At 75.0% G+C, this 19,795-nt stretch carries 23 protein-coding genes; 13 read left to right on the top strand and 10 right to left on the bottom strand.

Annotation, left to right across the window (positions count from 1 at the left end; translation table 11 throughout):
• Positions 1–82 precede the first annotated feature (82 nt).
• From serC to CRP39_RS13730, 3 genes are all read left to right on the top strand, one after another.
• Positions 83–1,195, top strand: a complete 1,113-nt coding sequence (gene serC, locus CRP39_RS13740) for a phosphoserine transaminase (RefSeq protein WP_097206923.1) — start codon at positions 83–85, stop codon at positions 1,193–1,195.
• 213 nt (positions 1,196–1,408) lie between these two features.
• Positions 1,409–2,353, top strand: coding sequence for a septation protein SepH (gene sepH, locus CRP39_RS13735; RefSeq protein WP_097206922.1), 945 nt, complete (start codon positions 1,409–1,411; stop codon positions 2,351–2,353).
• A gap of 68 nt (positions 2,354–2,421) precedes the next feature.
• Positions 2,422–2,895, top strand: coding sequence for a YflT domain-containing protein (locus tag CRP39_RS13730; protein WP_097206921.1), 474 nt, complete (start codon positions 2,422–2,424; stop codon positions 2,893–2,895).
• Positions 2,896–2,920: 25 nt separating this feature from the next.
• Here CRP39_RS13730 and CRP39_RS13725 read toward each other — a convergent pair whose 3' ends face one another.
• Positions 2,921–3,730, bottom strand: coding sequence for a TrmH family RNA methyltransferase (locus CRP39_RS13725; RefSeq protein WP_097206920.1), 810 nt, complete (start codon positions 3,728–3,730; stop codon positions 2,921–2,923).
• 33 nt (positions 3,731–3,763) lie between these two features.
• Positions 3,764–4,588 carry a thioesterase family protein gene (locus CRP39_RS13720; RefSeq protein WP_097206919.1) on the bottom strand — a complete coding sequence of 275 codons (825 nt, stop codon included), beginning with the start codon at positions 4,586–4,588 and terminating at the stop codon, positions 3,764–3,766.
• Positions 4,589–4,616: 28 nt separating this feature from the next.
• On the opposite strand from CRP39_RS13720, the gene CRP39_RS13715 reads away from it, so the two are divergent.
• Together CRP39_RS13715 and CRP39_RS13710 are read left to right on the top strand one after the other, a co-directional pair.
• On the top strand, positions 4,617–5,579 hold the full coding sequence (locus tag CRP39_RS13715; RefSeq protein WP_097206918.1) for an aldo/keto reductase: 963 nt from the start codon (positions 4,617–4,619) through the stop codon (positions 5,577–5,579).
• A gap of 195 nt (positions 5,580–5,774) precedes the next feature.
• Positions 5,775–7,571, top strand: coding sequence for a peroxidase family protein (locus tag CRP39_RS13710; RefSeq protein ID WP_097206917.1), 1,797 nt, complete (start codon positions 5,775–5,777; stop codon positions 7,569–7,571).
• A gap of 6 nt (positions 7,572–7,577) precedes the next feature.
• Here the strand turns inward: CRP39_RS13710 and thpR are convergent, their stop codons facing one another.
• The 5 genes from thpR to CRP39_RS13685 form a co-directional block, all read right to left on the bottom strand.
• Entirely contained in the window at positions 7,578–8,123 is a 546-nt protein-coding gene (gene thpR / locus CRP39_RS13705) for an RNA 2',3'-cyclic phosphodiesterase (protein ID WP_097206916.1), read from the bottom strand.
• A 20-nt stretch (positions 8,124–8,143) separates the two neighbouring features.
• Positions 8,144–8,542, bottom strand: a complete 399-nt coding sequence (locus CRP39_RS13700; protein WP_097206915.1) for a hypothetical protein — start codon at positions 8,540–8,542, stop codon at positions 8,144–8,146.
• 74 nt (positions 8,543–8,616) lie between these two features.
• Entirely contained in the window at positions 8,617–9,981 is a 1,365-nt protein-coding gene (locus CRP39_RS13695; RefSeq protein ID WP_245853846.1) for an MFS transporter, read from the bottom strand.
• Positions 9,978–10,412, bottom strand: a complete 435-nt coding sequence (locus CRP39_RS13690; protein ID WP_097206914.1) for a MarR family winged helix-turn-helix transcriptional regulator — start codon at positions 10,410–10,412, stop codon at positions 9,978–9,980. The genes CRP39_RS13695 and CRP39_RS13690 overlap by 4 nt, the downstream gene beginning before the upstream one ends.
• Before the next feature lie 43 nt (positions 10,413–10,455).
• Positions 10,456–11,964 carry an NCS2 family permease gene (locus tag CRP39_RS13685; protein WP_097206913.1) on the bottom strand — a complete coding sequence of 503 codons (1,509 nt, stop codon included), beginning with the start codon at positions 11,962–11,964 and terminating at the stop codon, positions 10,456–10,458.
• A 148-nt stretch (positions 11,965–12,112) separates the two neighbouring features.
• On the opposite strand from CRP39_RS13685, the gene CRP39_RS13680 reads away from it, so the two are divergent.
• Positions 12,113–12,334 (top strand): DUF2530 domain-containing protein, encoded by a 222-nt coding sequence (locus CRP39_RS13680; protein ID WP_097206912.1) that lies wholly within the window; start codon positions 12,113–12,115, stop codon positions 12,332–12,334.
• Between the two features lie 411 nt (positions 12,335–12,745).
• Here the strand turns inward: CRP39_RS13680 and CRP39_RS13675 are convergent, their stop codons facing one another.
• Positions 12,746–13,558 carry a DUF3027 domain-containing protein gene (locus CRP39_RS13675; protein WP_097206911.1) on the bottom strand — a complete coding sequence of 271 codons (813 nt, stop codon included), beginning with the start codon at positions 13,556–13,558 and terminating at the stop codon, positions 12,746–12,748.
• A 90-nt stretch (positions 13,559–13,648) separates the two neighbouring features.
• Here CRP39_RS13675 and CRP39_RS13670 point away from each other — a divergent pair, with 90 nt between their 5' ends.
• Together CRP39_RS13670 and CRP39_RS13665 are read left to right on the top strand one after the other, a co-directional pair.
• Positions 13,649–15,217 (top strand): MFS transporter, encoded by a 1,569-nt coding sequence (locus CRP39_RS13670; protein WP_245853845.1) that lies wholly within the window; start codon positions 13,649–13,651, stop codon positions 15,215–15,217.
• The gene (locus CRP39_RS13665) at positions 15,214–15,690 is read left to right on the top strand and encodes a DUF2771 family protein (RefSeq protein WP_097206909.1); all 477 of its coding nucleotides are present in this window, start codon (positions 15,214–15,216) and stop codon (positions 15,688–15,690) included. The genes CRP39_RS13670 and CRP39_RS13665 overlap by 4 nt, the downstream gene beginning before the upstream one ends.
• Before the next feature lie 45 nt (positions 15,691–15,735).
• Here CRP39_RS13665 and CRP39_RS28345 read toward each other — a convergent pair whose 3' ends face one another.
• Positions 15,736–16,131, bottom strand: a complete 396-nt coding sequence (locus CRP39_RS28345; RefSeq protein ID WP_097206908.1) for a cold-shock protein — start codon at positions 16,129–16,131, stop codon at positions 15,736–15,738.
• 136 nt (positions 16,132–16,267) lie between these two features.
• Here CRP39_RS28345 and CRP39_RS13655 point away from each other — a divergent pair, with 136 nt between their 5' ends.
• The 4 genes from CRP39_RS13655 (at position 16,268) to CRP39_RS13640 (ending at position 18,304) form a co-directional block, all read left to right on the top strand.
• On the top strand, positions 16,268–16,627 hold the full coding sequence (locus CRP39_RS13655; RefSeq protein WP_097206907.1) for a YidH family protein: 360 nt from the start codon (positions 16,268–16,270) through the stop codon (positions 16,625–16,627).
• A gap of 7 nt (positions 16,628–16,634) precedes the next feature.
• Complete coding sequence (locus CRP39_RS13650) at positions 16,635–16,955, top strand: DUF202 domain-containing protein (RefSeq protein ID WP_097206906.1); 321 nt, start codon at positions 16,635–16,637, stop codon at positions 16,953–16,955.
• Between the two features lie 125 nt (positions 16,956–17,080).
• Complete coding sequence (locus CRP39_RS13645) at positions 17,081–17,704, top strand: maleylpyruvate isomerase family mycothiol-dependent enzyme (protein ID WP_097206905.1); 624 nt, start codon at positions 17,081–17,083, stop codon at positions 17,702–17,704.
• A gap of 48 nt (positions 17,705–17,752) precedes the next feature.
• Positions 17,753–18,304 carry a protein kinase family protein gene (locus tag CRP39_RS13640; RefSeq protein WP_143426636.1) on the top strand — a complete coding sequence of 184 codons (552 nt, stop codon included), beginning with the start codon at positions 17,753–17,755 and terminating at the stop codon, positions 18,302–18,304.
• Positions 18,305–18,366: 62 nt separating this feature from the next.
• Here the strand turns inward: CRP39_RS13640 and CRP39_RS13635 are convergent, their stop codons facing one another.
• Positions 18,367–18,936 carry a nucleotidyltransferase family protein gene (locus CRP39_RS13635; RefSeq protein WP_097206903.1) on the bottom strand — a complete coding sequence of 190 codons (570 nt, stop codon included), beginning with the start codon at positions 18,934–18,936 and terminating at the stop codon, positions 18,367–18,369.
• Positions 18,937–19,012: 76 nt separating this feature from the next.
• On the opposite strand from CRP39_RS13635, the gene CRP39_RS13630 reads away from it, so the two are divergent.
• On the top strand, positions 19,013–19,780 hold the full coding sequence (locus CRP39_RS13630; RefSeq protein ID WP_097206902.1) for an endonuclease/exonuclease/phosphatase family protein: 768 nt from the start codon (positions 19,013–19,015) through the stop codon (positions 19,778–19,780).
• Positions 19,781–19,795 lie beyond the last annotated feature (15 nt).

The following is a 19,795-nucleotide window of genomic DNA, read 5'->3' as shown; positions in this document are numbered from 1 at the left end:
TCCCCCACGCCTCGCTCCGCTCGGCGCGGGTCCCTGAGGGGTGGCCGTTCCAGCACCTCACCATCGAGAGGCAGTCCCCCGGATGAGCATCACCATCCCCGCCGACCTCCTGCCCGCCGACGGCCGCTTCGGCTGCGGCCCGTCGAAGGTGCGCCCCGAGGCGCTCGAGGCGCTGGCCACCAGCGGCGCCTCTCTGATGGGGACCTCCCACCGCCAGGCCCCGGTCAAGGGCCTGGTGCGCCAGGTGCGCGAGGGCCTGACCGAGCTGTTCGACCTGCCGGACGGCTACGAGGTGGTGCTGGGCAACGGCGGGACGACGGCGTTCTGGGATGCCGCGATCATCGGGCTGATCCGGGAGCGCAGCGCGCACGGCACCTACGGGGAGTTCTCCGCGAAGTTCGCCTCCGGGGTGGCCGAGGCGCCGTTCCTGGCCGATCCGGTCATCGCCAAGGGCGAGCCGGGCTCGCTGGCCCTGCCGACGGCGACCGAGGGCGTCGACGCCTACGCGTGGGCCCACAACGAGACGTCCACGGGCGTCATGGCCCCGGTGCAGCGGCCCGCGGGCACCGACGACGCGCTGGTGCTCATCGACGCGACCAGCGGCGCCGGCGGCCTGCCGGTCGACGTGTCGCAGACCGACGTCTACTACTTCGCACCGCAGAAGAACTTCGGTGGCGACGGCGGGCTGTGGGTGGCGCTGATGTCCGGCGACGCCCTGCAGCGGATCGGCGAGATCAAGGCGTCCGGCCGCTGGATCCCCGGGTTCCTCGACCTGTCGATCGCGGTCGACAACTCGGGCAAGGACCAGACGTACAACACCCCCGCGGTGGCCACGCTGTTCCTGCTGGCCGAGCAGATCCGCTGGCTGCTGTCGCTGGGTGGGCTCTCCGGTGCGGTCAGCCGGACCCAGGACTCCGCCCGCCGCCTCTACGGGTGGGCCGAGCAGTCGTCGTTCGCGACGCCGTTCGTCGCCGACCCCGACCAGCGTTCCTACGTCGTCGGCACGATCGACTTCGACGAGTCCGTGGACGCCGCCGCAGTGGCCACGGTGCTGCGGGCCAACGGCGTGGTCGACGTCGAGCCGTACCGGAAGCTGGGCCGCAACCAGCTGCGGGTGGGCATGTTCCCGGCCGTCGACCCGGACGACGTCAGCGCGCTGACCGCCTGCATCGACTTCGTCGTCGAGCAGCTCTGACGAAGAACCCCGAGGTGACCCCCCTGCCGGGCCCCTCGCAGGATCGGGGTGGCCCCTGGCCGGGGCCGAGGACCTCCGCCGCTCGCCCGGCAGTACCTGCGCCACGCCGGGCGAGCCTGCGACGTCCGTCCGCCGCACGCGGATAGCCTCGGGAGCCGGGCTGTCCTGTCCGGGCCGGCCCCGCCCGTGCCACGCAGTCCCCAGGAGGTCGCCATGCGCACGCTGCGCCTCGTGGCGCTCTCCGACGACGGCACGAGCCTGGTGCTCGCACTGGACGGCGCCGAACCGGGCGAAGAGGGCGAGCGCTTCGAGCTCCCCATCGACGAGCGGGTCCGTGCCGCCGCGCGCGGCGACGCCCGTCGACTCGGCCAGATCGACGTCGAGATCGGGGTCACGCTCCCGCCCCGGGTGATCCAGGCCCGCATCCGCGCCGGCGAGACCCCGGAGCAGGTGGCGCAGGCCTCAGGCATCCGTGTAGAGCGCATCCTGCGCTTCGCCCACCCCGTCCTGCAGGAGCGGGAGCGGGTGGCCGAACAGGCCCGCGAGGCCCGCGTCCGCCTCTCCGACGGCACCCCGGCGGTCCCGCTGCAGCAGTTCATGTCCGAACGGCTGCGGCTGCTGGGCGCCGACCTCGACGCCGTCCGCTGGGACGCCTTCCGCTCCTCCGACGGCGCCTGGCAGGTGACCGCCGCCTGGCAGGCCGGCGCGAAGTCCGGCGTCACCCGCTGGGCCTACGACATCCCGGGGCGCACCGTCACCCCGGTCGACGCCGCCACGACCGACTTCGCCGAGGGCACCCGCCTGGTCCGGGTGGTCCCGGACGTGCCCACCGAACGCCCGGCCCCCGTGTACCGCGGCCGGCCGGTCGCCGTCGTCCCCGACGACGACGGGGTGGCCGCCCCCGCGTCCTCCGCGCGGCTGGCCGACGACGACCACCCGGAGCACGCCGATCCCGACGCCGGGGACGAGCACGTCCGCTCGGTCCTGCCCGCCGACGGCTCCCCGGGCGGTGAACGGCGCACGGACCCGGCGTTCGACGACGACATCGCCGAGCACGACACCGTCGTCCTGGGCCGCCCGGACGGCGAGAACGAGGACCCGCGTGCCCGCATCCCCGCGTGGGAGGACATCGTCTTCGGGGTCCGCCGCCACCGCTGACCCCCTAGGCTGCTGGCGGCGGGACCTCCCCGGGTGTCCGCCGTCCGTCCAGGGGGTGGGAGGTGCCCATGGCAGCGTCGGTGTCCATGCCGCTCGGCGGTGTGCAGGTCGGGTCCTACGACAGTTACGAGCAGGCGCAGGCCGCGGTCGACTACCTGTCGGACGAGAAGTTCGCCGTCGAGAACGTCACGATCATCGGCTCGGACCTCAAGCAGGTCGAGCAGGTGACCGGGCGGCTCACCATGGGCCGGGCGGTCGCCGCCGGTGCGGCCGGCGGCGCGTGGTGGGGCCTGTTCGTGGGCCTGCTGCTCGGCATCTTCGCGCCCGACGGCACGAGCTGGGTCGGCTCGGTGCTCTCCGGCCTGCTCATCGGCCTGGTCTTCGGCGCGCTGTTCGGCGCGATGGGGTACGCCGCGACGCGGGGACGGCGGGACTTCACCAGCACCAGCTCGATCATCGCCGGCCGCTACGACGTGATGTGCAACCCGGCCCGCGCCGAGGACGCCCGGGCGCTGCTCGCCCGCTTCTCCCTGCGCGGCTGAACGACCCCTCCCGGGCCGGGACCGGTCAGCGGAGGGTGGCGAAGGCGACCGCTGCCGCGGCCGCGACCCCCAGGGAGTCCACGCCCGCCCGCATCGGTATCCGCGCCCGCACCCGCGCGGCCTGCTGGGCCTCGGGGGTGAGCCCCGGCCCCTCCGCGCCGAGCAGCACCGCCGTCCGCGGGTGGGCCCGCGGGTCGACCGCGGTCAGGTCGACGGCGTCCGGTGCCGGGGTGAGCGCCACCGTCAGGTAGCCGGCGTCGTGCAGCCGCGCCAGCCCACCCGGCCAGTCCGGGAGGACGGCGAACGGCAGCGCGAGCACGTGGCCCATCGACACCCGCACCGAACGCCGGTAGAGCGGATCGGCGCAGCGCGGGTCCAGCAGCAGCGCGTCCACGCCGAGCGCCACCGCGGAGCGGGCGATGGAGCCGAGGTTCTCCGCGTCGTTGAGCGCCTCGAGGACCGCCAGCCGCCGCGGCGCCGCCCGGTCCGGCCCGGCCAGGAGCGCGTCGACGTCGGCCGGCGGGCGGCGGTCGGCCGAGGCGAGCACGCCCCGGGTCAGCCGGAAGCCGATGACCTCCGAGAGCACCCACTTGTCCGCCTCGTACGCGGCCACGCCGGCGGGCAGGTCGAGCGCGGCCACCCGGCCGGGGACGCCGAACACCGCGCGCACGCGGTAGGGGGAGGCCAGCAGCCGCTCGACCGCGGGCACGCCCTCCACGATCACCGGCCCGGTCCCCCGCTCCGTCCCCAGCGGGCGGTCTCCCGCCTTCAGGTCCCGGAAGTCGGCGACGCGCTCGTCGTGCGGGTCGGTGATCAGGTCGGGGGCGACGGGCACGGCCCGATCCTCTCAACGCGCCTCCCCGCGGGGTCAGCGCGGCAGGCGGGCCAGCTGACGGCTCTGCGCCACCAGGCGGCCGGTGGAGTCCCAGATCCGGTAGTCCTCGTCCAGCCACCCGCCGGCGACCTCGTTCGCGCGGGCCTCCACCAGACACCAGCCCGGCGCGGGCAACGCCCGGACCAGGACCTGCAGCTGCACCGTCGGCGCCCAGCCGAACCGCCCGGTCGCCCAGCTGGTCGGCGGCAGGACGTCGGCGAACAGCAGCAGCGCGAGCGGGTCCGGCTCGCGCCCGTCAGCCAGCCGCACCCAGCCCCGCAGGTACGGCTCACCGCCGGGCCGGCCTCGCGCCCAGCCGGCGGTCACCGGGTCCAGCCGGGTGTGCACGCGGGTCCGCAGCCCCACCTCCGGCAGCGGATGGGGCAGCGCGCCGTCGTCGACCGGCGGGAGGCAGTCCGCCACCGGGGTGGCGTCGGGCGGGATCGCCGCGGAGTACACCGGCGGCTCGTCGGTCAGCGTCGCCGTGGTGACCTGGACGGCGAGCGAGGGGCCCTCCGCCCCGGCGAGGAGCACCGAGGAGTGCGCCAGGGTGCGGCCGGCCGGGCCCGGGGTGAGCGTCAGCGTGGCCGGGCCGGGCGGCGTGGCCCGCAGGAAGCTGGCGGCCAGGGCCACCGGGTGCGCGTGCGGGCTGGCGGTCAGGGCGGCCCGGGCCACCACCGCGAGCAGGTAACCGCCGTTGAGGATGCCCGGCCCGACGTCCCACCCCGGGTCGAGTCGCGCGGTCAGCCCGCCGCCGTCGGTGCTGGTCACGGCGGTGGCGGCGTCGAACGCGGAGCGCGGGGCATCGGTCTGCGGCACGTCCCCGAGCCTGCCAGGGTGGGATCCCATGGAGTACACGCACCTGGGGCGCAGCGGCCTGTCGGTCTCCCGTCTCTGCCTCGGCACCATGAACTTCGGGTGGAAGACCGAGGAGGCCGACGCGCACGCGATCATGGACCGCGCGCACGCCGACGGGGTCAACTTCTTCGACACCGCCAACACCTATGGCTTCGACGCCGGCAAGGGGCGCACCGAGGAGGTCCTCGGCACCTGGTTCGCCCTGGGCGGGCAGCGGCGCGACAAGACGGTGCTGGCCACCAAGGTGTACGGCTCCATGACCGAGTGGCCGAACGACACGTTCCTCTCCGCCCGCAACCTGGTCCGGTCCTGCGAGGCCTCGCTGCGCCGGATGCAGACCGACTGGATCGACCTCTACCAGTTCCACCACGTGGACCTCGCCACGCCCTGGGAGGAGATCTGGCAGGCCTGCGAGACCCTGGTCGCCCAGGGCAAGGTCCTCTACGTCGGCTCCTCCAACCACGCCGCCTGGCAGATCGCGGCGGCCAACGAGGCGGCCGCCCGCCGGCACTTCGTGGGGCTGGTCAGCGAGCAGTCGCACTACAACCTGCTCACCCGGCACGTGGAGCTCGAGGTGCTTCCGGCGGCGCAGCACTACGGCGTCGGCATCATCCCGTGGAGCCCCCTGGCCGGCGGCCTGCTGGCCGGCGTCCTGGCCGAGGAGGGCGGCGACCGGCGGCGCGCAGCCGAGCAGCGGGTCGAGGAGCACCGCCCGGCGCTGCAGGCCTACGAGGACGCTTGCCGGGAGTGGGGCCTCGCGCCCGCGGACGTCGGCGTCGCCTGGCTGCTGCACCAGCCGGCGGTCACCGCGCCCATCGTCGGCCCCCGGACGATGGCGCAGTTCGAGGGTGCGCTGGGAGCCCTCGACGTCCACCTGGACGGCGTCCAGCTGGCCCGGCTCGACGAGATCTTCCCCGGCTACCGCGCGGCGCCCATGGAGTACGCGTGGTGACACCACCGCGGCGCCTCTCGCGCACCGTCACCGACTGAGCACCCAGCGCGACACGCCGTCCCCCGGCTCCCCAACTCTGGGGGCTCCGCGCCCCCGCTCGCGCGTGTGGCCTGCGCGTCCGCCCCCCGGGAGGGTCAGCGGCCACGAGAGCGGCCGGTGGAGGCGGGCTCTCCTCTGCGCCGGGGGGCGTCGCGCATGCGTGAGTTCGGGGACGGATCCGGGGGCGGCTGCCCCTTCAGTGGCGCCGGGGCGAGGGACGACGCGACGGCCGCGGAACGGGAGCGGACGCGGCTGTCCCGGCGGTCGGTGCTGGCCGCCGGGCTCGCCGGCCTGGCCGCGGTCCCGGTGATGAGCGGGACGGCGCTCGCCGCGCCGGAGCGCCGGGCGGCGCCCACCCCGGCACCGGCGACGACAGCGGTACCCCAGGTCACGCGCCGGGCGCGGGCCGCCCGCGCCGCGCACGCGGTGGGCAACCCCCGGGGCGCGGACATCGCGGTGCGCGTCAGCCGGGACCGGGAGGCCCGGTTCGGCGTCATGTTCAAGCAGCTGCCGGCGTTCACCCCGCCGGACGCGCTGCTGACCGCGCTCGCGACGAGCATGAACGACGGCAAGCTGCCACTGAGCGACGTCAGGCTCTCCGACGTGGAGTTCGACATCTCGACGATCCCCGCCGGGTACATCTACCTCGGCCAGTTCATCGACCACGACATGACGCTGGACACCACGCCGCTGTCCGACCAGCAGTACGACCCGCGGGGCATCACCAACTACGACACGCCCCGCTTCGACCTGGCCAGCGTCTACGGCAAGGGCCCCACCCAGAGCCCCGAGCTCTACGACCCCGCCAAGCCGGGGTACCTCCGGGTCAACGACCACGACGGGCTGCACGACCTGCCCCGCGACGACACGGGCGCGGCGTTCCTGGGCGACCCGCGCAACGACGAGAACCTCATCATCGCCCAGCTGCACGCGGCCTTCCTGCGCATGCACAACCGGCTGCGGGACGAGGGCAGGACCTTCGAGCAGGCCCAGCAGCAGCTCCGGTGGAACTACCAGTGGCTGATCGTCAACGACTTCCTGACCCGCATCGTCGGGAGCGAGGTCGTGCGCAGCAAGATCACCCAGCGCCGCGGCGGCCCCATCGAGTTCCTCGGCACGTTCTACAAGCCCCGCGACAGGCAGCGGCCCTACATGCCGATCGAGTACTCCGGGGCGGCCTACCGCTTCGGGCACAGCATGATCCGCGCGGAGTACGAGGTGCAGGACCTGCGCACCGTCCCGATCTTCGCCCGGGAGGGCTACCAGGACCTGCGCGGGAACCGCCCGGTCCCCGCCGACCTGTGGATCGACTGGAACTACTTCTTCGACATCCCCGGCATGGAGGCGCCGGACGACCGCAACATGTCCCGGAAGATCGACACCCACCTGTCGCTGCCGCTCACCACGCTGCCGCCCACCGTCGTCGCCCCCACGGCCGGTGCGATCGTCTCGCTGATCGAGCGGAACCTGCTGCGCGGGAAGCGGCTGGGCCTGCCGGCCGGCCAGGACGTCGCCACGGCCATCGGCGCCGAGAAGGTCTACACCAATGCGGAACTGGGCCTGACCGACCCCGGATGGGGCGGCAAGGCGCCGCTGTGGTTCTACATCCTCAAGGAGTCCGAGCTGCTGGGGGGCAACCGCCTCGGTCCCGTCGGCGCGACGATCGTCGCCGAGGTGATCCTCGGCCTGCTGGCCTGCGACCCGACCTCGTACTTCAACGCCAACCCGACCTACACCCCGAGTGCGGGGCCCTCGATGGGCCACTTCCTCCTGCGGGCCGACGTGATCGACCCGCGGGCGTTCGTGCCGCCCGAGGTCGAGGGCGAGGAGGAAGGGGAAGGCGAGGAGGGCGAGCACGAGGACGAGGTGGAGCCGCTCGTCCCCGAGCCGCTCGAGCCGGACGAGCGGATCGACCCCGACGCCGCGACCCCCGTGGAGGGCCCGGTCGTCTGAGGCCGCTCAGCCCTCGAGGGGCCAGGCGGCGAGCCGGTCGTAGCGCACCGTCGACCCGAGGTGGCTCTCCAGCAGCTCCACCTCGGTCACCGGCCAGCTCGGCCCGCGGTAGCCGGCCAGCCGGTCGGGCAGGTCGCCGTCCCCCGGCCGGCCCGGCCGCCAGCGGCCGAGGGTGAGGTGGGCGCGGAACGGCCGGTCCTCCACCGGCAGGCACAGCCCGCGGGCCGCACGCGCCAGCCGCGCCGCCAGCGCGCCCAGCTCGCCGACGTCCCCGCCGAGCCCGGCCCAGCACACCTGGGGACGACGCCGGGAGCCGAACCGGCCGGCGCCGGCCAGCCGCAGGGTGAGCGCCGGGGTGGCCGCCACCGCCGGGCCGGCCGCCGCCACGAGCGGGGCCACCGCCCCCTCCGCCACGGCGCCCAGGAAGAGCAGGGTGAGGTGCCAGCGGTCCGGAGCGGTCCAGCGGGGTGCACCGGGCGCCTCGCGCAGCGGTGCCAGCGCCCGGGCGAGGTCGTCGCGCGCCGGAGCCGGCGGCGTCACCGCGAAGAAGATCCGGCGCGCCGGCTGCGTGGTCAGTCCTGCACCACCAGGCCGGCGGCGGCCAGCGCCGCCTGCACCCGCAGCCGCTCCGCGTCGCGGGCCAGCCCGGGCGGGGTGCCGGTCAGTGTGTGCGGCACCTCGAGCAGCTCCGCCGCCTCGAGGAGGACGTCGTCGTAGGCCGCCTGCAGCCCGCGACGGCGCGCCATCGGAGCACCGGCCGGCACCCGTGCCAGCTGTCGGGCCAGGCGACGGAGGTCGGCGGCGACGAGCTCCAGCGGGCGGTGCACCGGCTGGGGCGGCTCGGACGTCCGCCGGTGCGGCACCGGCAGCCGCGCCGTCCCGAAGACGCAGCGGGCCAGCCAGCCGAGACCTGCCACGGACCCGACGACGCCCACGACGATCGACCCGAAGTACAGCAGCGAGGTGGCCATGTCGCCTCCGCGGACGACTCGTGGGGGACCTCCGTCACGGTACGTCGTGGAGCAGTGGATCCGCACCGGGACGGTCAGCTGCCGCTCGCCGCCTGCTGGCCGGGCGCCTGCCGGGCGGCGGCCTCCGCGGCGGTGCGGACCTGGGCCGACGGCACCGTCCGCGGGCCCACGTGCAGCTGCAGCCGCGGCGGGGCGACGGAGGCCTCCAGCCGGACCCGGCGACCCCGCGCCAGCCACGCGGCCGCCCCACACCCCGCCAGCACGGCGACCGCCCCGCCGAGGATCAGCCCCCACGGCGCCCCGAGGTGCTCGGAGACCCAGCCGATCAGCGGCGCCCCCAGCGGCGTCCCGCCCATGAAGCACATGAAGTACAACGCCATGACCCGGCCACGCATCTGCGGATCGGCGCCGAGCTGGACGAAGCTGTTGTTGGCCACGCTGAACACCAGCCCAGCCGCGCCGGCCGGCACGAGCATCGCGGCGAACGACCAGTACCCGGGCATCAGACCGCAGGCGATGGTGAACAGCCCGAAGACGACGGCGGCTCCGACGAGGAACCGCTGCCGAGGGCGGGCGCTGCGCCTGGTGGACAGCAGCGCCCCCGACAGCGAGCCCACGGCGAAGCAGGTCGACAGGAACCCGAACGCCTGCGCTCCCAGGCCGAACGCCTCACGGGCCATGAGCGCGATGGTGACCTGGTAGTTGAAGGCGAACGTGCCCAGCACGAACGCCAGCCCCATGGCCAGCACCAGGTCGGGATGGGCCCAGGTGTAGGCCAAGCCTTCTCGCAACTGGCCCTTGGCCCGCGCGACCGGCGGGCTGGGGTGCAGCTCGCTGTTCCGCATGCTCAGCAGGGCGGCGATGGTGAAGGCGAAGCTGGCGGCGTTGACGAAGAAGGCCGGCGCGGTGTCCCCCGAGGCGGCGCCGATGAGCAGCCCGGCGACCGACGGGCCCACCAGCCGCGCCCCGTTGAAGATCGTCGAGTTGAGGCTGACCGCGTTCGTCAGCAGCTCGGGGCCCACGAGCTCGGACACGAACGCCTGCCGCACCGGCGCGTCGATGGCCGAGACCGCCCCAAGGGCACCGGCGAGGACGAACACGTGCCACAGCGCGATGCCGTCGGCGGCGACCAGCAGCCCCAGCACGAGGGCGAGCAGCCCCATCAACGCCTGGGTGACCACCAGCATGCGGCGCTTGGCGTAGCGGTCGGCCAGCACGCCGCCGTACATGCTCAGCAGCAGCGTGGGCCCGAACTGCAGGGCGGTGATCAGTCCCAGCGCGATGCCGCTGTCACCGGACAGCTGCAGGACCAGCCAGTCCTGACCGATCCGCTGCATCCAGGTGCCGGTCAGGCTGAGCAGGTTGGCCGAGGCGTAGATCCGGTAGTTGCGGACGCGCAGTGACCGGAACATGCCCGTGCCGTCGGTGCGACCGCTCACCCACTCGCCAGCTTGCCCATGATGGCCGCCGCCTCGCGCAGCACCGCCCGCTCCTCGACGGTGAGCTGCTGCAGCTGCCCGGACAGCCACGCCTCCCGGGCGCGCGCCTCAGCGGTGAGCAGCTCCTCGGCAGCCGGGGTCAGGTCGATGACCACCTGCCGGCCGTCGGTCGGGTGCGGGCTGCGGGTGACCAGGCCCATGCCCTCCAGCGCGACGACGACGCGGGTCATCGACGGCGGCTGGACGCGCTCGTGCGCCGCCAGCTCCCCCGGGCTCATCGCGCCGTGCTGCTGCAGCGTGGACAGCGCGGCCAGGTGGGTCAGCGTGACCGACCGGTCGACCCGCTGGTTGCGCAGCCGCCGGGAGAACCGCATCACCGCCAGCCGCAGGTCGTGAGCCAGCGCCGCGGTGTCCAGCGTCGTCCGGCTCACGGTCGTCAGCCTAGCTAACGGTCTCGCCGACCGTGGCTCTGGCTCAGAACAGCTGCTGCAGCGGCTCGAGGGCGAAGTAGACGAGGAAGAGCACCGCGATGACCCACATGAGCGGGTGCACCTCGCGCCGCCGTCCCACCACCGAGCGCAGCAGCACGTAGCTGATGACGCCGGCGCCGATGCCGTTGGTGATCGAGTAGGTGAACGGCATCAGCGCGATGGTGAGGAACGCCGGGATGACCAGGGACATGTCGTCCCACTCGAGGTTCCGGATCTGGCTGATCATCAGGGCGCCCACGATGACCAGCGCCGGCGCGGCGGCCTCCGACGGCACGATCTGCACCAGCGGCGTGAAGAACATCGCGAGGAGGAACAGCACACCGGTCGCGACGCTGGCCAGACCGGTGCGCGCGCCGTCGGCCACGCCCGCGGTGCTCTCGACGTAGGTGGTGTTGGACGAGACGCTGCCCGCGCCACCGGCGGCCGCGGCCAGCGAGTCGACCAGCAGCACCGGCTGCGACTTGGGCAGGTTGCCCTTCTCGTCGAGCAGGTCCCCCTCGGCGCCGACGGCGGTCACCGTGCCGACGGTGTCGAAGAAGTCGGCGATCATGATCGAGAAGACGATGAGCAGGGCGGCGACGACACCGATCCGCTCGAAACCGCCGAAGAGCGAGAAGTTGCCGACCAGCGAGAGGTCCGGCGCGCTGATGACCTCGTCCGGCCACCGTGGCAGCTGCAGCGCCCAGCCGCGCGGGTTGTCCGCACCGACGCGGACGCCGATGTCGGCGATCTCCTCGACGACGATCGCCAGCAGGGTCGACGCCACGATCCCGATGAGCAGCGCGCCCTTGACTCGGCGGACGACGAGGACCGAGGTCAGCAGCAGGCCGACGACGAAGACCAGCAGCGGCCATCCGGCGAGCTGACCGTTGACGCCGAAGCTGATCAGCGGCGAGCCGGGGCGGATGACGCCGGCGTCGGCGAGGCCGATGATGGTGAGGAAGAAGCCGATGCCCACCGCGATCGCCGTCTTCAGCTGCGGCGGGATGGCCTCGAACACCGCCCGGCGGAAGCCGGTCAGCACCAGCACGGTGATGAGCAGGCCCTCGAGGACGACCAGGCCCATGATCTCCGGCCAGGTCAGCTGGGTGGCCGCGAACACCGCCACGATCGCGTTGATGCCCAGCCCGGCGGCCACGGCGAACGGGTACCGGCCGACGACGCCCATGAGGATCGTCATGACGCCGGCGATGAGCGCGGTCACCGCGGCGATGGAGGCGAACGGCAGCGAGCCGCCGGTGATGTCCGTGCCCGACAGGATGATCGGGTTGAGGATCACGATGTAGGCCATCGTGAAGAACGTCGTCAGGCCACCGCGCAGCTCGCGGGTCACCGTGGAGCGGCGGGCGCTGATCTCGAAGTAGCGGTCCAGGCCGTTCTTCGGCCTCACTCGCGGGCCGTCACTGCGGCGGGGCGTGCGCACGCCGGCGGCGACGTCGGCCGGCGTGTCACCGGGGGCGGTGCGCGTAGGCGGGCCGGACTTCTCTGCCATGACGACTCCACGTCGGGGGGCCGGGCGGGCGGGCGGCGGGGGAAGCGCGCCGGCCGACCGGTGCGGTGTGCACTGAGCGGCGACAGAGTGCCACACGGGGATGTCGGCCCTGTGCAGGCAGGGTCGGTGCAGCGCCTAGGGTCGTGGGGTGCCCGGTCCGACGAAGCAGGCCCCACCTCCGCTACGGGTGGACACCGTCCGCGTGGTGCTCGCCGGCACGGCGGTGTGGGCGGTCGCGCTGGTCGTGCTGCTGCTGCTCGGCGACCGCGTCGACCGGGTGTGGACCTGGACGTGTGTCGCCGGGATCGCCCTGGCCGCGGTCGGCCTCGGCATCATGCGCTGGCAGGGACAGCTCCGCCGCAGGGACTGACCACCGCCCACAACCGCCGCATCGCGGGTCGATCTCGCGCGTCGCCGGTCCTGCAGCGCCCGCAACACACGAGGGACCCCGGCGATCCGGGCTCAGCTCGGCGGGGGAACGGCACCTGGCCGGGGGGTGGACCGGTCGCGGGGGTCCGCAGGACCTCCCGACCGGGACACGGGCAGCGGCTCAGCTCGGCGGGGGAACGGCACCTGGCCGGGGGGTGGACCGGTCGCGGGGGTCCGCAGGACCTCCCGACCGGGACACGGGCAGCGGCTCAGCTCGGCGGGGGAACGGCACCTGGCCGGGGGGTGGACCGGTCGCGGGGGTCCGCAGGACCTCCCGACCGGGACACGGGCAGCGGCTCAGCTCGGCGGGGGAACGGCACCTGGCCGCGGTGCGGTCCGGAGGACCGCGATGTCACAGCACGTCGAAGGCGCCGGTGTCGTAGCGGGCCGATGTGACGACCTCGGTCGCGTCGTCGGCGACCAGCGTGGCCTGGCTGTGCGCGCCGCAGCCGTAGTCGACGGTGACCACGTGCCCGTCGGCCGGGGCGTAGACGTTGCCGCAGGCGCCGTAGCCGTGCCGCAGCGAGCCGGCCAGCGGCAGGAAGAAGCCACACGTGCCGCACGGGCCGGGCGCGTGCCGGGCCATCGCCGACCCGGGGCCGTACTCCCCCGCGCTCCAGCGGGCCGCCGCCTCACCGCGCCCCTCCCGGGACATCACGCGCTCGCGGCCGAGACCGATCTCGGCGGCGAGGACGGCGCCCTCCGGGTCGTCGGCGGAGTCGTCGTCGGACGTGTAGGCGGGGACCAGCCGGGGGTCGTCCTCCGTGGCGGGCAGGACGTCGCCGACGGACAGGTCGCCGGGGCGCAACCGCTCGTGCCACGGCACCCAGGCCGGGGCCAGCAGCGCCTGCTCCCCCGGGAGCAGCACCACCTCGTCGACGGTGGCGGCGTCCTCACCGGGCACCCGGGCCAGGGTCACGGCCCAGTGCCAGCCGACGTATCCGGGCTGCCGGCTGGCGAAGGAGTGCGTGACCACCTCGCCGAGCACGGTGGGATCGGGCAGTTCGCCCTCGGCGCCGGGGGCCGGCACCTCGGGGGCGGCGCCCAGGTGCTCGCCGACCAGGTCCGGGGAGCCGGCGGTCTCGACCGCTGCCGTCCGGGCCTGCTCGACCGCCGCGGACAGCACGTCGCTCCCCGCCGCGGCGGGGTCGGAGAAGTCGGCCACGTCGCCATTGTCCCTGACGTGGCCAGCCCCCCGTCGGCGCGGGGGCGGTTCGCCGGCCGGGTGTCCAGGTGGGTGCGGCACGATGGACCGGTGTCCAGCTCCCGCCCACCCGCGCCCCGGCGCGGCAACCCGCGCGGGCGGCCGTTGCCGCCGGCCGCGGAGCGGATGGACACCGCTCCCATCGACGTCCCCCGGCCACCCACCCTCCCGCTGCCGGCGCCGCAGGCCGGCGGAGCCGGGGAGCCCCCGCCGCCGCCCGGTCCGCCGGGTCCTCCTCCGACCGCGCCGCTGCCGCCGCGGAAGCTGACGGTCACCCGCGTGGCCGCCGCGCGGTCGCGCGAGCTGACCGGCGCGGCGGTGCGCCGGGTCCGCGCGGCCAGCCGGGCAGACGGCGCAGGCGACAGCGGGCTGACCCACCTGCTGTGGGTGAACGCGCTGCACATGGCCGGCGACGCGATGATCGCCGTCTCGCTGGCCGGCACCCTGTTCTTCGCCGCCACCACCGACGCCCAGCGCAGCAACGTGGCGCTCTACCTGCTGGTGACGATGGCGCCGTTCGCGGTCGTCGCCCCGGTGATCGGCCCGCTGCTGGACAGGCTGCAGCGTGGCCGCCGCTGGGCGATGGGGGCGAGTCTGTTCGGCCGGGCCGTGCTGGCGGTGGTCATGGCCGCCCACTTCGACGACTTCGTCCTGTACCCGGCCGCGCTCGGGGTGCTGGTGCTGTCCAAGGCGCACAACGTGCTGCGTGCGGCCGTCATCCCGCGGGTGCTGCCCGGCGCCATGTCGCTGACCTCCGCCAACGCCCGGACGTCGGTGTTCGGGCTGCTCACCGCCGGGGCGTTCGGCGGCCTCGGGGCCGGGCTGGCGTGGGCACTGGGGTTCCCCTGGCTGCTGGGCGCCACCGCGGCGGTCTTCGTCGCCGGCGCGGTGGCCGCGGTGCGGCTGCCCCGCCACGTCGACGTCCCGACGGGGGAGTTGCCTGCGGACGTCCTCAGCACGGCACCGCACGAGCCGGTCACCACCGGCCGGCGGCGGCGCGCGGTCAACCCGCACGTGGTCGTGGCGCTGCGGGCCAACGCGGCGCTGCGCGGGCTCGGTGGCTTCCTGACCATCTTCTCGGCGTTCCTCGTGCAGGCCACGGTCGACGGCGGGTGGCAGGCCACCCTCACCCTCGGCGCCGTCGCGGGGGCCGCCGGGGTGGGCAGCGTCCTGGGCACGGCGGCCGGCTCCCGGCTGCACCGGGCCGACCCGGACCCGATCGTGCTCTGGTCGGCCGGCACCGCCGCGGCGATCACCGTTCTGGCCGCGGTCTTCTACAGCCTGCCGATGGCGGCCGTCGTCGCCGGGGTGGCGGCCATCGCGAACGCGCTGGGCAAGGTGGCCCTCGACGCGATCATCCAGCGGGAGGTGCCGGAGAACCTGCGCGCGTCGGCCTTCGCCCGCTCCGAGACGATGCTGCAGCTGTCCTGGGTGGTCGGCGGGGCGATCGGGATCGCCCTGCCGCCCGTCGGTTGGCTCGGCTTCACCGTGGCCGCCGCGCTGCTCGTGCTCGCCGTGGGGCTCGTCCTGTGGGGCCCACGCCGCCGCACCGCGGCCGCCACGGCAACCCCGGCGTGGCGCCAGGGTCCACCCGACGCGGCACCGGGGTGGCAGCAGTGAGGCGGACGGCGGGGCTGGCCGCCGGGCTCCTGGTGCTCGCCGGCTGCGGCTCGGAGCCCAGCGGCCCCGAGGAGGTCGTCGTGACGGCGGGGCCGCAGGAGGTGAGCGTCTCGCCGACCCAGTCCTGCCTGGACGGCGAGGGGCAGCGCTACTCGACCACCCCGCCGATCCTCGAGGTCTCCCCCGGCACGACGATCCGGCTCACCGTCCCCGCGTCGGTGGCCGACAACGGCTGGAGCGTGCAGGTCTTCGACGAGGAGCTGGAGGAACAGCTCGGCGAGGTCGACGTCGACCGCGGGCAGACGGTCTTCGACGAGATCACCAGCTCCGACGTCGTCCCCCCGGCGTTCTATCTCGTCGTCGTCGAGGACGCCGGGGACCGGTGCGACGGCTTCAGCGGGGCGTGGCCGGTCGGCTTCCTGCGCGCCGGGGGCTCCACCGGCGGGACGGCGACGGCACCGCCCCCCGGCTGACCCGCTCCCCTGCCCCCATGCGCGTGGCGGGGGCAGGGGCCTGCTTCAGTGCTCCAGGTCGGCGGCGACGGCGCGGAGCACCGCGGCGACCTTGCGGGCCATCGGCCGGTCGGGGTGCCGGCCGTGACGCAGGCCCTCGGAGACGTCGTCCAGCAGCTTGATGAGGTCCTCGATGATCGGGACCAGCTCGTCGGGCTTCTTCCGGGTGGCCGCCGCGTGCGCCGCCGTGACCGAGGGCAGGGGGTCGAGCACCCGCACCTGGAGCGCCTGGTCACCGCGTCGCCCGGCCACGATGCCGAACTCCACCCGCTGGCCCGGCTTGAGCTCGCTGGTGCCGGCCGGCAGGGCGTCCTTGTGCACGAAGACGTCGGGACCGTCCTCGCGGGAGAGGAAGCCGAAACCCTTCTCGGGGTTGAACCACTTGACTCTGCCGGTCGGCACGTTGATCCCTCGGTCGGTTGCTCACGGACCCGGCACCGGGCCGGGAGGACGTCACGGCACGCGGGCCGCGGTGCCCAGATTAGTCGTCGCGGGCGCGGTCCTCTCCCCGTTCCCACCTGCGCCCTAGCCTGGCCGGGTGCCGACCGCCGAGGAGCCCGCCGGCCACCCCGACTACCGGTTCACGCTGGCCAACGAGCGCACGCTGTTGGCCTGGCTGCGGACGGGGCTCGCCCTGGTCGCCGGCGGGGTCGCGGTGGCGCAGTTCGCGCCCGACCTGGGCGTGCGCTGGGGCAGCGCCGCGGTCGCCGTGGCGCTCGTGCTGACCGGCCTGGGCACCGCATTGGGCGGGTACCTCCGGTGGCGGGGCAACGAGCGGGCGATCGCCGCCGACCGCCCCCTGCCGGCCAGCCACTTCCTGCCGTCGGTGGTGGCTGCGGTGGCCGCCGTCCTCGTGGTCGTCGCGGTGCTCGTCGGCGTCGAGGTCGTCGGCCGGTGAGCGGCCGGTGAGCCCGGTCCGGGAGACGCAACCCGAGCGCACCGACCTCGCCTGGCAGCGCACCGGCCTGGGCGTGCTCGCTGTCGCCGGACTGCTCGCGCACTCGTCGGTCGAGGCCGCGGCGCCGACCCGGCTGGCCGTGGCCGGTGTCGTCGCGCTGCTCGGGCTTGGCCTGCTGGGTGGGCTGGCCCCGCTGCGCGCCCGGCTCGCCCGCCAGGCGCTCGATCGTGGCCGGGGTGTGGCCGTGCCCGGGCTGGCGGCGCTGGCCACCGCCGTCGTCGTCCTCGTGGCCGCGGCCGCCCTGGTCGCGGTGCTCAGCCCCCGCTGAGCCCGTCGGGGGCTCAGCCGGTGGAGGAGGCTGGCCGGAGCGATGAGTCCCGGCGCCGGCGGGCGTCTCCCTGGAGGTGCTCCCGACGTGGCGCCGCGGCCGGCTGGGCGACGGAAGGGATCGAGATGGACGAGATCAGGCACGACGGGGACGCGCGCGACCTCCAGACCTGGGTGGCCTCGACGTACGAGGGCCTGGCCGACCTGCTGGCCTCCGGGCCCGCCGACACCTGGGACGCCCCGTCGCTGTGCACGGGATGGCAGATCCGGCACGTGGTGGCGCACGTGACGATGCCAGCACGGCTGTCGGCCGAGCAGTTCGGGGCCGAGATGGCGGCTGCGCGCGGCGACTTCACCGTGCTCTCCGACACCGTGGCGGCCCGGGACGCTTCCCTGCCGATCGCCGGGCTGCTGGACGCCCTGCGCTCGCCGGTGCTGCACGGGTGGCAGCCGCCGGGCGGTGGCGCAGCCGCTGCGCTGGGCCACGCCGTCGTCCACTCCCTGGACGTGACGGTCGCGCTCGGCCGGCCGGCGGTCGCACCGGCCGAGGCCGTGGTCGCCGTCCTCGACCACCTCGCCGCCGCGGACGGCGCGGTCTTCGGGGTCGACCTGGCCGGGGTCCGCCTCGAGGCCGCCGACACCGCCTGGAGCTGGGGGGACGGCGAACCCGTCCGCGCGGACAGCGGCCCGCTGGTCGCGCTCCTGGGTGGCCGCGGGCTCCCTGACGGCCGCGTCCTGCGCCGCCGCTGACCCACGCCGTCCGGGAAAGTCGTTTGTCGTGCTGGAGACACTGCGCACGTGCGCATGACCTTCCAGCGGATGGCCGACCGTCGGCCGGTGGAGACCCTGGTCGAGCGGGACGACGGCGTTGTCTTCGCCATGCGTGGCGCGGGCGGCGGCGCCGAGCCGCCGCACGACCTGGTGCACGCCCTCGTCGAGACCGAGCTGCGGATCCCGGACGGCGTCTGGGGCTGCGTCGCGGACGGGGCGGTGTGGGGCAGCATGCGGCACGTCAGCGGTCGGCGGCCCCCGCACGCCGCAGACCGGTCCGAACGGCTGAAGCGGGAGCGTGCCGCGGCGGTGAACCGGGCCGAACACGTGGCCGACCTGGTCGGCCGGCTGGCCCGGGCCGCGGAGGTCCTGCCGAGCCAGGTCGCTGCGTCGGGGTTCCCGCCCGGACGACTGCAGGCGGCCGCGCAGGCACTCCGGGACGCGACCGCTCGGTGGGCCGCCCTGACCCCAGGTGAGACGTGGGTCGTCGAGTGGCCGGTCTCCTCAGGGACAGGCGCCCGCCGACGGAGGTCCGGCGGACAGCCGACCGCCCAGGCCGCCCGCGCGCCTTCCCGCTGAGGGACCGCCGGAGGGGAGCCCGGTGGGGATCCGTCGCCCCGGCTGCCCGCACGTCGCCGGGCTCAGCCCTCGCCGGCGACTCCCTCCACGACCCCGAGCCGGTCGAGCAGGATCAGGAAGACCGCCGCGAAGTCGTTGGCCTCGACGTCCCGGCGGACCCGCGCCCAGTCCACCTGCTCGCGCAGCGCACGGGCCACCGGCAGCAGCCGGGAGTAGTCGCAGTAGTGCTCGTCGAGGGCCATCAGCTTGGTGACCACGATGTCGGTGGCCTCCAGCACCGGCATGTGCACCGACAGCACCGGCAGCTCCTCGGCGCGGTCGATGAGGTCGTGCTCCACCGGGACGCCGCAGGTGCGCCACAGCACGTCGACGAACGAGTTGCCCTGGACGACCTTGGTCAGCCAGTCCTCGGCCGGGTCGACGACCTCCAGCCCCGCCTCGGCCAGCACCTTGGCCGCCCGCTCGGACTCCGCGGCCGGGACGAGGAAGTCGGCGTCGTGGTCGGGTTCGGGTGCGCCGCGGACCCACGCCGCGTAGCCCCCGCACAGGGCGAAGGGCACGTCGCCCTGCTTGAGCGCGACCGCGGTGCGCTTGAGGAGGTCACGGATCTCATCCCGGTCGTCTGGCAGCACGCGGGGACTGCTACCCGGAGTGCGGTGCTCGGAACGTGCCGGTGTGGACGGCGGCGTCCGGGGCACAGGAGCCTGCGTGCGGATCGCGACGTTCAACATCCTCCACGGCCGCTCCCCCGCTGACGACCGCGTCGACGTCGAGCGGCTCGCCGCGGCGGTGAAGACCCTCGACGCCGACGTCCTCGGCCTGCAGGAGGTCGACCGCGACCAGCCGCGCTCGATGGGCGCGGACCTGACCGCGGTGGCCGCCGAGGCGATGGGCGCGGTGGACTCCCAGTTCGTGGCGGCCCTGTCGGGCACCCCGGGCGGCACCTGGATGGCGGCCACCGGCGACGAGCAGCCGGGGTCGGCCAGCTACGGGATCGCGTTGCTGTCGCGGTACCCGGTGGTGTCCTGGCGGGTGGTCCGGCTGCCGGCGCTGCGCAGCCGGGTGCCGGTGTGGTTCCGCGGCACGCCGCGCCCGAAGATGGTCGGTGACGAGCCCCGGGTCGCCGTCGCCGCCGTCCTCGACGGGCCGCAGGGGCAGTTCACCGTCGCCAACACGCACCTGTCGTTCATCCCCGGCTGGAACACGCTGCAGCTGTCGAAGCTGGTGCGCTCGCTGACCGGCACCCGCGAGCCGCTGGTGCTGATGGGCGACCTGAACATGGAGCACGGGCACGCGGTGCGGGTGAGCGGGCTGCAGCCGCTGGGCCGGGCCCCGACCTTCCCGGTGGACACCCCGACCCGGCAGCTGGACCACGTCCTGGGCCGGGGACCGATCACCGCGACCGGGCCGGCCGAGGCGGTGCGGCTGCCACTGTCGGACCACCGCGCCCTCGTCGTCCCGGTCGGCCCCGCGTGAGCCGCCCCGTTCCTG

The sequence above is a fragment of the Geodermatophilus sabuli genome (assembly GCF_900215145.1).
GTDB lineage: Bacteria > Actinomycetota > Actinomycetes > Mycobacteriales > Geodermatophilaceae > Geodermatophilus > Geodermatophilus sabuli.
The sequence above is the reverse complement of the archived record's forward strand: the minus strand, read 5'-3'. Positions and strand labels throughout refer to the sequence as shown.